Annotated in this window: 10 protein-coding genes; 4 read left to right on the top strand and 6 right to left on the bottom strand. The window is 35.0% G+C overall.

Going from position 1 to position 12,773, the window contains the following annotated elements:
• Window positions 1-74 precede the first annotated feature (74 nt).
• Complete coding sequence (locus tag UH1x_RS05055) at window positions 75-542, top strand: Lrp/AsnC family transcriptional regulator (RefSeq protein WP_299800775.1); 468 nt, start codon at window positions 75-77, stop codon at window positions 540-542.
• Between the two features lie 58 nt (window positions 543-600).
• On the opposite strand, the gene UH1x_RS05050 is transcribed toward UH1x_RS05055, so the two are convergent.
• Window positions 601-1,173, bottom strand: a complete 573-nt coding sequence (locus UH1x_RS05050; RefSeq protein WP_482625542.1) for a DUF4136 domain-containing protein — start codon at window positions 1,171-1,173, stop codon at window positions 601-603.
• Between the two features lie 74 nt (window positions 1,174-1,247).
• Window positions 1,248-1,406, bottom strand: coding sequence for a C1orf53 family protein (locus UH1x_RS05045; protein WP_166637489.1), 159 nt, complete (start codon window positions 1,404-1,406; stop codon window positions 1,248-1,250).
• Window positions 1,407-1,943: 537 nt separating this feature from the next.
• Here UH1x_RS05045 and UH1x_RS05040 point away from each other — a divergent pair.
• From UH1x_RS05040 to hemL, 3 genes are read left to right on the top strand one after another with little or no spacing between them, the layout of a single operon-like run.
• The gene (locus UH1x_RS05040; RefSeq protein ID WP_482625540.1) at window positions 1,944-2,849 is read left to right on the top strand and encodes a 1-aminocyclopropane-1-carboxylate deaminase/D-cysteine desulfhydrase; all 906 of its coding nucleotides are present in this window, start codon (window positions 1,944-1,946) and stop codon (window positions 2,847-2,849) included.
• Complete coding sequence (locus tag UH1x_RS05035) at window positions 2,846-3,667, top strand: glucosaminidase domain-containing protein (protein ID WP_482625538.1); 822 nt, start codon at window positions 2,846-2,848, stop codon at window positions 3,665-3,667. The genes UH1x_RS05040 and UH1x_RS05035 overlap by 4 nt, the downstream gene beginning before the upstream one ends.
• 20 nt (window positions 3,668-3,687) lie before the next feature.
• Entirely contained in the window at window positions 3,688-4,968 is a 1,281-nt protein-coding gene (gene hemL / locus UH1x_RS05030; protein ID WP_482625537.1) for a glutamate-1-semialdehyde 2,1-aminomutase, read from the top strand.
• 67 nt (window positions 4,969-5,035) lie between these two features.
• Here hemL and UH1x_RS05025 read toward each other — a convergent pair whose 3' ends face one another.
• The 4 genes from UH1x_RS05025 to UH1x_RS05010 form a co-directional block, all read right to left on the bottom strand.
• Entirely contained in the window at window positions 5,036-8,965 is a 3,930-nt protein-coding gene (locus tag UH1x_RS05025; protein ID WP_482625535.1) for a DUF2194 domain-containing protein, read from the bottom strand.
• Window positions 8,966-9,220: 255 nt separating this feature from the next.
• Window positions 9,221-9,676 (bottom strand): hypothetical protein, encoded by a 456-nt coding sequence (locus UH1x_RS05020; RefSeq protein ID WP_482625534.1) that lies wholly within the window; start codon window positions 9,674-9,676, stop codon window positions 9,221-9,223.
• Window positions 9,677-9,838: 162 nt separating this feature from the next.
• On the bottom strand, window positions 9,839-10,018 hold the full coding sequence (locus UH1x_RS05015; RefSeq protein WP_482625532.1) for a hypothetical protein: 180 nt from the start codon (window positions 10,016-10,018) through the stop codon (window positions 9,839-9,841).
• 180 nt (window positions 10,019-10,198) lie between these two features.
• A complete protein-coding gene (locus tag UH1x_RS05010) occupies window positions 10,199-12,688 on the bottom strand; it encodes a zinc-dependent metalloprotease (protein ID WP_482625530.1) in 2,490 nt (829 codons plus the stop codon).
• Window positions 12,689-12,773 lie beyond the last annotated feature (85 nt).

Here is a 12,773-nt window from a genome sequence, read left to right as displayed (position 1 = left end):
TACTTATTAATAATATTATTAAAGGAATAAGCACTTTTTACAGGGGTCTTATAATCATAAAACAGGAAAAAGTTATGGTGGAAAAATTAGATGATATAGATCGTGAAATCTTAAAAATTTTGCAGAAGGATGCCAAGACGGTGGCAAAATCTATTGCAGAGCAATTGGGGTTAACTAAAACTCCGGTTTATGAGCGCATTAAAAGATTAGAGCAAGATGGCTTCATCAAAAACTATGTAGCTATCTTAAATAAAGATAAAATTGAAGAAAGTATTACGGTCTTTAGCTTTGTTTCATTAGAAGCCCAAAAGGGTGCCATGATGGATGATTTTTTTGAACAGGTGATGAAATATCCAGAGGTGGTAGAGTGCTTTGTGGTAGGTGGGGAGTTTGATTTTTTGTTGAAAGTTATCGTCAAGAATCTAGATGCCTATTATAATTTCGCGAAATTTAAGATCGCCTCGTTACCAAGTATAGGAGGTGTTAAGAGTGCTTTTGTTTTAAATGAGGTAAAGAACGATACCCATTTTCCTTTGCTATAAATAACAAGGGCTTGCAGATGATTTCATCTACAAGCCCTTTTTTTAGGTTGTACTTTTATTATTTCATTGCAACAGCATTAGGTGGGTATTGCTCTAAAATCTGAGAAACAAATTCTCTAATACGTTCTTCTTTCTTAGCTATGTTCTTGGTGTTAGAAAGTGTACCCACACCTTTACCTTGCCATACCAGTTCACTGGTTTTATTATCAATAAGGTCAATGTATAGAGAGCCTTGTGTGCTTGCGCTTACACTAGTACCGCCACCCCAGCCAAAACCAGGTCCCCATGCCCATGGGTTATAACCCCATCCCCATGCGCCGCCCCAGCCATAGTTATTATTGTAAACATCGACTCTTTCTTGTTCTTTAGTAAAAATACTAACTAAAATATCTGGTGTTTCAGACTTTACAAAGCCTCTAGAACTCATTTCGGTTTCAATAGCTCGTAAAATACGCTTCTTGTCCAAATCTGATATCTGAGCTTTATCTATGCCGGTTTTGTAAAAGGCGTAAGATTTATAACCGTTAAAATCTACTTTTTGATCATAATCGGAAAGTACGCTGACCGATGAGCAGGAAGTAATAAAAACTAAAAGGAGTAGTGGTAAACCAAGGAATTTGATGCTTTTCATAACGTTATATGTTTTAAGTACTTATTTTTTCTAATAAAAACATTTGCAAATATCATGCCGAGCTATGTTAAAATTTATTGCGTATTCGTTTTAGGATCATAGCCATACGGGCAATGTCGGCAACCACTTTCGCAGCAATACCCTCGTTTAAGGTGATATTGTTTGGTGAATACCCTAAAGCCGTTTTCAGACCAGTAAAAATCACCTTCTTCAATAGGTATTATTTCTTTCATATGATCAACGCTTTTTTGAGGTATAAAGTTACTTCTTTCTGTTGATAACCCAGAAGTAAGAAGTTATGAAGGTAGTTGTTAAAGCGCTTAAACCGTATTTTCACCATTAAACGGTTTTGTTGGCAACAAAAACCGGTAATTTTCTTACGGTGTAATTTTGGCTTTATCTTTGTTATAACATTATCAAATTAAATCTATGATATTGGTTTTTAGACATTTCTTCTATAAAAATTATGTGGGGCTCTCACTATGGCCCTTTATATTTTTAAAAAATGGAAGTTTAAAAAATGATGATGTACTTATAAATCATGAGAAAATTCATTTGCGCCAGCAGCAAGAATTATTGATTCTACCTTTTTATGTTTTGTATTTGACTGAATGGGTAATTCGTGCAATTTGCTATTTGGATACGTATAAGGCATACCAAAATTTAAGTTTTGAGCGTGAAGCTTACATTCATGAAAATGACATGGATTATCTTACAAATCGCAGAGCGTTCAGCTTTATTAAATATCTTTGGCGTTAAATTCGCCCTTCTTGCAAAGCATAAATCAACTTGTTGAACATCCGTTATTAGCAGAAAAGCAAGTTACCCTTGTTATTAAACGAGAAGATCTTCTGCATCCTTTCATTTCTGGTAATAAGTATAGAAAGCTCAAATACAATTTATTGGCTGCAAAGGCAGAAAATCAGCATACCATATTAACCTTTGGCGGGGCATATTCTAATCATATAGCCGCCACTGCTTATGCGGCAAAGGAAAAGGGGTTCAAGGCAATAGGGATTATACGTGGAGAAGAGCTAGAAAATTCTTGGAAAACGAATGCCACGTTAAAGAGGGCATATGATGATGGTATGCGTTTTAAATTTATAAGTAGAAGCGACTATAGAGAAAAGGAATCCCAAGTATTTATTGATACATTACATAATGACTTCGGTCCGTTTTATCTGGTGCCTGAGGGTGGTACAAATGATTTGGCGATAAAAGGATGTGAAGAGATTATCACAAATGATGATGAGGAATTTGATGTTGTATGCAGTAGCGTAGGTACAGGAGGTACAGTATCCGGATTAATAAAATCATCTTTTCCAAATCAGAAAGTTTTGGGGTTTTCAGCGTTGAAAGGCGATTTTTTAAAAGATGAAATTAATAAAATGGTTAACAATAAACGTTGGCAACTATTGACCGATTATCATTTTGGGGGTTACGCAAAAACATCCGAAGAGCTAATTCTATTTATAAATGAGTTTAAAGAAAAAACAGGTATTCCTTTAGATCCAATTTATACCGGAAAAATGATTTTTGGGTTGTTCGATATGGTTAAGCATGATACTTTTGCCGTAGGAACCAAAATTATGGCAGTACATACAGGTGGTTTACAAGGTATTGCTGGCATGAATAGTGTACTGAAAAAGAAAAATTTACCTTTGTTACATATATGAAAAAGATAATTTTATTGGTATTGTTGATGGGTATCGGGTTGTCATCTTGTAAATCCAAGAAAAAATACTCAGACCAATTACGAACCAAAAATGTACAGGCAGAACGTAGAAAATCAACTTTAGATATTTCACGGAAAGAAGAAAAAGCAATTCTACCTGCGGAGCCATCTAAATTTATTCGTTTCCGTATAGATTCACCTTCAGATTACATTAGCACATTCGCAGAGACGGCACAATTAGAAATGATGGGCTATGGTATACCAGCAAGTATTACCTTGGCACAAGGACTTTTGGAGAGTGGAAACGGAAAAGGGGAATTGGCGATGAAAACCAATAATCACTTTGGTATAAAATGTCATAAAGGTTGGGAAGGTGATTATGATTTTCATGATGATGACGAAAAAGGAGAGTGTTTTAGAAAATATAACCATCCCATGTATTCTTTTAGAGACCATAGTATTTTCTTGACTACAAGGTCTAGATATGCCTTTCTTTTCAATTTAAGACATACGGACTATAAAGGATGGGCAAGAGGCTTAAGAAAGGCAGGTTATGCAACCGACCCAAAATACCCGCAAAAACTCATCTATTTAATAGAAAAGTATGATTTGCATAAATATGACAAACAATCTAGAAAAAACAATTATAAAAATACAACAGTAGTTACAAACGATGCGAGTAACATACACACCGTACAAAAAGGTGATACTTTGTATTCATTATCTAGAAAGTATTATATGAGCGTAGATGAATTAATGAAGTTGAATAATTTACGTAGTGCAGACTTATCTATTGGTCAGCCAATTAAAGTCAAATAATAGTAAAATTTAGTAAGAGCATGATTTATCAAAGAAGTAGCGCCCTGTTTGCAGAGGCGAAAAAATATATACCTGGTGGAGTAAATTCACCTGTAAGAGCATTTAAAGCAGTTGGTGGAGATCCAATATTTGTAAAGAAAGCCAAAGGTGCATATCTGTATGATGAAGATGGTAATAAGTTAATTGACTATATCGCATCTTGGGGTCCGTTAATATTGGGTCATGCCCATGAGCCTGTAATTAATGCAGTTGTAGAAAAGGCACAGAACGGTACTTCATTTGGTATGCCAACTGAAATAGAAACTGAGCTTGCGAAACTGGCTATTTCTATGGTGCCTAATATGGATAAAATTAGGTTTGTGAACAGCGGAACAGAAGCTTGTATGAGTGCAGTTCGTTTGGCAAGAGGATATACAGGTAAGGATAAGATTATAAAATTTGCCGGTTGTTATCACGGTCATTCAGATTCGTTTTTAATTCAAGCGGGTAGTGGTGCCGTTACTTTTGGTAGCCCTAACAGTCCAGGTGTTACTCAGGGTACCGCAAAAGATACTTTGTTAGCAGATTACAATGATTTAGCCGGTGTGAAAGAATTGGTGCAAGCCAATAAAGGTGAATTGGCTGCCATAATCATTGAGCCAATTGCCGGTAATATGGGGTGTATTGTACCTACGGATGCTTTTATGAAAGGGCTACGTGACATTTGTACCCAAGAGGGAATTCTATTGATTTTCGATGAGGTAATGACCGGATTTCGTTTAGCGAAAGGCGGAGCACAGGAAGTTCTGAATATTAAAGCTGATATTGTTACTTACGGTAAAGTTATAGGTGGCGGATTACCAGTAGGCGCTTTCGCAGCTAGAACAGAAATCATGGACTTTTTAGCTCCTGATGGTCCTGTTTATCAAGCAGGTACATTAAGTGGTAATCCGTTGGCTATGAGCGCAGGTTTGGCTATGTTAACAGAATTGAACAATAACCCTGAAGTATTTAAAAGTCTGGCTAAAAAAGCAGAATACTTACATAAAGGCATTGCAGAAGTGTTGACCGAGAAAAAGGTAGCTCATCAAATTAACCGTTATGGTAGTATGATATCTGTACATTTTACTGATGAGCCTGTTGTTGATTTTGCTTCTTCTGCAAAAGGTAATAATGAAACTTTCAAGAAATACTTTCACGGTATGTTAGAACGCGGGGTTTACTTGCCACCAAGTGCTTTTGAAAGTTATTTTCTAAATGATGCTTTGAGTTATGAAGATTTAGATGCTACTATAAATGCCTTGAAAGAAATAGATTTATAGTGTAAGTATATTAATATAAAAAAGAGCCCTCATTTGAGGGCTCTTTTTATTTGAGTTAGTTATAATACTATTTAATATTATACTGAATACCTAATTGAACAGCATTTGAGAAAAACTTGTCAATTGTAAAGTAAGAGTAGTTTAGGTTGATAGTGGTGAAGTTTTTAATTCTATATGATAATTCACCTTCATAGCGTTGAAAGCTATCTTCATCTTGCTCAGCAAAAAGAGAGAAATCGCTCTTCAGGTTAAAGTCAGAATCATCATTTCCAATTTGAAATTGCAATCCGCCGCCGGCAAAAAGTCTGTCTTCGGTCAACCAATATGGAAATCCGTTTCGTCTATCTTCAGAACCAACACCGTAAGCACCTTCAACTAACGGTCCTAGTTTAAACTTATCTAATTTCAATAAGTTATATTCTACGCGTGTACCACCAATAGCGTAATATTGACTATCGGTATAGTAATCGGCTTTTATATAAAACTCATGGTTTAAATTAGATGAGTATTCAAACTCTTGTGCCGCTTTCACTTGTATGTCATAAATATTTAAATCATACCCAGGTCCTGTTGTAACAGGATGAGCTTTTACACTTAAAGAAGATGTACTGGTATCACCAATAAAATCTATTCCAGATTTAAAATGGAAGAATACTTTATTGAAGTTATCCATCTCAACTCTTGCGCCAACATAAAATGGTCTTTTTTGATCAGATTCTTTTTTATAGACATATTCTAAGCCTAATAAATCTCTGCCAATATCATTAGGTACAATCGTATCTTTTAAAATGGTGTATGCAGTACCTTGAACAATAGAAAATTGGTGGAAATCTAAATTCTTATTATAAAAGCCAAAGTGAAATGCATTATTAAAAAGTGTAGGGTTAAACTCATCTGCTATAGCCGTTGAGGTAAGCCCTATGGAATGACCTTTCTTTTTTCGAGATTCAATTTCTGATTTTTTTACAATGGCATCATCCATTAACATTTTGAACTTGCTTATGTACAAAGATTGCTTTTCTTCAGATGTTGCTTTTACTTCATTGTTAAATGCAATTTTAAAATCTGGGTCAATTTTAGCAGGTGGTATGTTTACTGCAATTTCACCGGCACTATTTACATCACCTTTTAATAATAAGATTTTTGCCATGTGGTTCATGGTGTTATAATCTCTAGGATTTTTCTCTATATGCGTAGCATATACTTTTTTTAAGTATCTGCCGTTGGCAAATTCTAAGTTCCAGTCTAGCAATTTAGCTACAGGTACAGTATTTGTACAAGTGCTCCAATCCAAAGCTTTTTGATATTGAGTATAATCTGCAAATAGAAATGCTATGTTTTTAGATATTCTTATGAGGTCAGGTCTACATGTTTCAATTTCCCTTAACTCTGTAACCGCTTTGTCTGGGTCATTTACCAATAAGTATCTTACATAATATTCGAAATCCGAAAACTTTTTACTTTCTATTGTTCTTGTTTTTTCTTTCCATTCTTTAACGGTTTCTGGAGAAATATTACCGCATTTTTGCCATTGCTCTGCTCTGTCAAAATTAAGTTTGTCTGCATAGACTTGACTAATTGATGTAGCTAAATCTCTATTTGAAATACTACAAGGTTCAATGTCATCTAGTTTTGATAGAAGATCTTCATTATTAGAGTTTACTAGAAATTCGAAATACGTCAACTTGTTTTGTTCCGTTGGCTCTATTGTGTAAAGAACTTCTAAAACCTGTTCAATAATTTCAGTGTTATCGTCAGTATTGAAATTGTTATAGTATTCTTTTAAAATAGTTACATCATTTTGTCCCCATTCCATTTGTCTCTCCATCCACATTTTTTTAACGGCAGGCGAGGGGTAATTACTTACTATGCTTATATCTCTAGAAAAATCAGCATATGAGCTAGAAGGATTTTTTAAATACAATTCATTTAACTGAGACCAAAGATGTTCGGTTTTACCTTGTGACTCCATCCCTTCGGCATAGGTGACAATCTGTTGAGCGTTTATAAATTTGTTATCCTTAAATAACTTCTCCATTAAATTTGTAGCCTCTTCTGTTTTTTCCTCAACAATCAACCTATCGATTTTTTGTTTCAGCGGAACCATAGTTTGCTTACTCCTATTATAAGATTTATAATCGCTTTTTGTGTTAGTAATTAAAGTTGAGGTATTACCTATAAGAGTTCTTATTTCTGGGCGAATATCTGGTACGCTTATATTTGGCGATTTTGTTTTTATACTATAAAGAAAGCCGTTCAATAAAGGAATTGAAGAAAATTCTGCTTGATCAAGAGATAGTGATTCATGTACTTTAACATTGTTGTTTTCTTCAACATACATTAGCCAATAAGAATCCTTTTTTTCATCGGTATTTAAAGAGCTGGAAACTTCATACTGCCCTTCGTAACTTAAATGGCGAATACTTTGGTAACGCCAGTCCATTGCTGCCTCTGTAGACTGTTTGGCAGTTAGAAACTTCATGTAAGGGTGTCTTTTTTTGTAATCAACAATGTGCTTTTTTAATTCACCAATAGCATTTGTTGTACTACCTATCTTTAAAATATCATTAGTATGTAATACATGTGACCAAATACCGGTATATAAGTATGTAGATTCTATTGCCCATTGTTCTTTTTGTGATATGGTATAGCCGCTACTTAAGCGAGGGTAATCAAAAAATCTGTTATTTAATGGGTCAGGGTCAAATTCTCTATTGCCACCTTCATATACATCTCCTAAGAAAGAAGTGTGTAAAAAGTTTAAACTAGGAAATCCTTTCTTTAGAGCTATAAGGCCTAGACTGTCTATTTGATTATCTGGAGCAACGTATGAACTAGGTAGTGTTTTTGATACATCATCTTCCCACTTTTCTCTTGATGCTTTGGTATTGTCTAAAATGAGGTCCGTGTCTTTCCATAACTTTTTAGATAGGGGAAGGTCGTTATAACCACGAAAACCAAGCTCATGACCTCTATTGATAAATTCATTTGTAAGCCACTTATTGGTGCCGTTATCATTTTTACCATCTAGCAAACCTGTTTGGTCCCAACTTTTAAAAGTGGGGTCGCCGTTATTTTTCTCGTTGGCATTAAAAGTTACGTAAGCAGAGTATTTAATATCTTCTTCTTGTGCAAGTGCTTTCATTTTTGGCCACCAGTCAGCCTTTAACATTTCAGACTTGCTGATACCTTGTTGTACGTTGATTGCTTTTCCATTATCATTATACATGGACGATGGAAAATCATCAAGAAATAATGTTCCAATATTTGCAATAGGGTAAGGAATACCTTCTAGACCTAATAAACTTGCGGAAAATAGTAGACCTCTCATTTCTTTTTTAAGAATTTGAGATGAGTTGTACAGAATCACTTTTCCGTTACCAATTCTATTTTCAATTAACACTGGATAATCTTGGTTATTATGTGCGGCGACTAAAACATTGATGTTACTAGAAAAATTAGAGCTGTCAAAGCCAAGATGAACCGTTTTGTTATCAAAACCACGTCCTTGCATACCAGGAAAAAGAGCTTTATTGAAGAATAGACCAGAAGCCTCTCTGTTTGTACTCCAGTCAGCATCAGGTGTCATTCCAAAAAAGTAAGACATACGTTCATCTTTGGCTGCTTTTGTAATTAGTAACGTACCACCTTTAGAGACGAACTTTAAAAGGCTATCTATGGCAATGGTACTTAAACCGGCAGTTTCATGTACTGTTACAACCCTTGTAGTTGGTGCAATATTAAGTTTCTCGTTAAATTGGTTTACCCACAAAGTTTTATGAGCAATTTTAGAATAGTCAAAAGCCTTTGCTAAATTCTCGGTTTCAAGAATAGCGCTATAATTTGTAGGCTCTATCAAAAACTGAACAAGTGGCTCTTCGGTACTCTTTTCCGGAATATTAAATTTGTTGTTAGATTTGTATAGTTCTTGTTGACAACTGGTCAATAAACTAAAGGCTATAAGAAGTGATAAATAACCTATTTTTTTTGCTATCATGGTTTGGTGTCTTGAAATTCAAAAAAGAGACCAATGGTTAAAACTTAAACTAGTCTCGTATTTGAACAAACTAAGTACTTTAATAATAGCGCTATCATAAAATTTATTGGTTAAGTATTCAAATTCATCCATGAATGAATCATTTATGTGGTTAATGCTGTGTTTTATTAGGGTTGATGTAAAAATGGGTAATCGATTAAATGCAAAAAAGACCTGCTAAAAGCAAGTCTTTTTTTAATCTGTATTATCAAATATCTATTGTTTAGAAGAGCGTTTTTCTTTTTTGTCACCACGATTTTTTCCTTTACCACGCATTTTTTTTCTGGCATCCATCTTTACCCACTTCTCGTATTGATCAGTATTAAGAATAGATTTCATTTGCTCTTTACGTGCAATTTGATGATCTAATCGCTCATTTTGCATAGCGTATTTTTCATCTGCGGTCAAAACTTTTTTACCATCTTCCTTGTTCGCTTTTCGCTCTTCCATTTTTGCTTTTCTAGCAGTAGCATCTTCGGTAAGAATAGTTTTGATTTTTGCTTGTTGCGATTCGTTTAAATCTAATGCCAAGGTCATTTTCTTAGTCTGTAAAGTGGCAATTTGTACAGGAGTCAAATCCTTCATGTCGCCTCTTTTACCTTTCATGTTATGATCTTGTGCCGTTGCTGATATTCCTGCCATTACTAAAATGGCCATTATAATTTTTTTCATGTGTATTATTTTATGTATTTGTTTCTTTGACATGAATTTTTCAGTTTGGTTTAAAGAACAATGGTATTTTAATAAAAGTTTAACTGCTAGGGAAATGGTATAAAATAAAAAAGCGCGGCTGTAGGTAGCCGCGCTTTTAAGTAGGTAAATGTTTTTAAAATTTTAATTTGCTGGTGTTCTGCCCTCCATTGTTTTGTAAGGGTTAATAACGATGTCAGCTTCTTGATCGTAGGTGTTAGTTACAATTTCTTCTTGTACACTATCATTAGTGTTTTGGTGGTATACAACAGATGCACAAATGAAACAAGCTAGGTAAATAAGACTCTTTAATTTATTTGTCATGATTTGGGGGTTTGAAATTCATTGCTAATCTAAAAAAGAATAACGCATGAAAAAGCCCATTGTTGTGTAATGGGCTTTTTTTGATGTCTAGAATATTTAAAATGTGGTTAATGCAATTCATTCATCGATGATATAGGTTGTTCATCGAGAGGTGCATTTTATCGATCATAAAACGTATGCTTACTTAGGGTCTAAAATGACGGTAATACGCTCAGAAACATCGTCGTAATGATATTTTGTCATCAAATCAGAGGTTCTATTTCGTGCATTTCTAATATCTCGCTTTAAAATGTTTAGTTCTGCCCTTGCAATAGTCCTAATGTCAGATTGGCTAGTGTTGACAACTGTTGATTTTCTGTAGCCACCGAAATCAGAAGCTTTGGCTTGATTGTCTGCTGTCAATAAATATGCTAAACGATCTATATGCGCTTTTTGTAAGTTTCTTCTGTAGGTATCTACGGCTTTGCCATTTTTAGCTTCAGACCATATTCCTTTTCTTAATTCGCTCATCATTTGAGCAAGCGTATATGCTTCAGACTTATCTATGGTCTCATTTTCAATTAACCTAGCCATCTTTCCTAAGCTTAATACATTGTTCAATGTACGCACTTGCATAGAACGCATTTGCTCTAAGAAGCCAGAGTACTCTGTGCGTTCCAGAATATCTTGGTCAAGCATCCACATTGGGGTATTGAATAGTTGTTCTTGAAGAAAGGCCATCGCTCTTTGTTGTTTTTCTTTGGCTACAGCTGTATAGACGGCACCTTCTTGATCGTAAGTTTTATGGTTTTCATAAACTCCGCCAATGTTATTAGAGACATGCCCCATGTATCTATTGAATTGGGAGAATACCTGACCGTATAACTTGTCCAGATCTTCATAAGTTTTACCGTCCTCTGCGGTCCACTCAATTAATTTTGGAACAATCCTTTTAAGATTGGCAATACCATACTCACTAGCTTTCATAGCATCATCACCTAAATCTTCGGTTTGTGAGCTAGGATCAACGATATCACCTACCTGTTGGTGTCCAAAACGATATAGAGGGTCTCCTGCGTGTGCAATAATCCATTTGTCTAGAGTAGATTTTTCTTCTTCTGCAGTAGTGTTTAAAATAGGCTTGTATCCCCATTTAATTGCATATTTATCATAAACACCGATATCTGGCATTAAAGCAACGCCTTCATCGCCGGGTTGAGCTATATAGTTGAAACGCGCATAATCCATTATTGATGGAGCGGTGCCGAATTTCTTTGTAAAGGTTTTAGAACGAAGCGAATCTACAGGATAAGCAACACTACTACCCATGTTATGTGGTAAACCTAAGGTGTGCCCAACTTCATGAGAGGATACAAAACGAATTAGGCGACCCATTACATCATCATCAAAAGAAACGCCTCTAGCTGCAGGGTTAATAGCTGCTGTTTGTACAAAGTACCAGTTTCTCAACAACGTCATTACATTATGGTACCAGTTAATGTCGGACTCTAAAATTTCGCCACTACGTGGATCGCTAACATGAGGTCCGTTTGCATTTGGTATTGGTGAAGCTAAATAACGTACTACGGAATAACGAATATCTTCTGGAGACCATTCTGGATCCTCCTCTACCGAAGGTGGCTCTTTAGCAATAATTGCATTTTTAAAACCTGCAGCTTCAAAGGCAACTTGCCAATCTTCTATACCTTGTTTAATGAACGGCACCCATTTTTTTGGTGTAGCTCTATCAACATAATAAACAATTTGTTTTTTAGGTTCTACAAGTTCACCGTTCTTATATTTTTCAAGATCTTCATCTTTTACTTCTAAACGCCATCTATCAAGAAATTTAACGGTCTTACTCTCTTGAGCTTCTAAACCGTAATCAACCTGGCCTCTAGAGAACCATCCTACACGTTCATCAAAATATCTGCGTTTCATTTGTTCTTCAGGTAACAGCACCATTGAGTTGTTGATTTCAACAGAAATAGAACCAAGGGTTTGGTTGCTAGGTGCTGCACTTGCTAAATACGTCTTTACATGGCGTACTTCAACATTTAAAGGGTAACTTTTGATAGATTCAATATAGCCTCTGCCTTCATCTAAACGAGATACTTTATATCTTTTTCTAAATCTTTCAGGCATACCTAGAGCTTTGGTATCCTTGGTGAAAATATCGTTTACTTCTATGACAGTAGTTGGGTTAAGTGAATCTTTCTGAACAGCCTTTATATCGAATGAGTATAAAACTGGTTCAAAATTTGAATTTACAACGGCTTCATGTACAGGTAAAGAATCTGCAGCCACAACATCATGGGATACTACGCGAAGTAATACCTTCTTATCTTTCTTTTCCCATCGTAGAACCTGTGTATTAATTTTTCCGCCACCAAAACCAATACCTGAGGCAGTTTTAGATATACGGCTTACCATCAACATTTCTTTGTTGAATAGTGAATCTGGAATTTCAAAAAAGTGATTCTCGTCAACTACGTGGGTAGTAAAAAGTCCCGCATCACTTACGGCATCTTTAGTGATCACCTTATTGTAAGGTTGAATTTTATCTTTTGAAGGTTTTTTAGATTCTTGCTCCGTATTTTTTTTCTTTTTCTTAAAAATTTGGGCTTCGGCATTTTGGTAACCGAAAACACATACAAACAGCAATAATTTTACTAGTAATTTTCTTTTCATTTGTGAGTTAGTTTGGTAATCTTTCAAAGATTGAAATAATATCTGGAACAAATAGTTAATAATTTCTTAAGCCTATTTGTAACAA

The organism is Maribacter sp. UH1, assembly GCF_056839145.1.
This window is presented reverse-complemented; position numbering and strand designations above follow the sequence as displayed.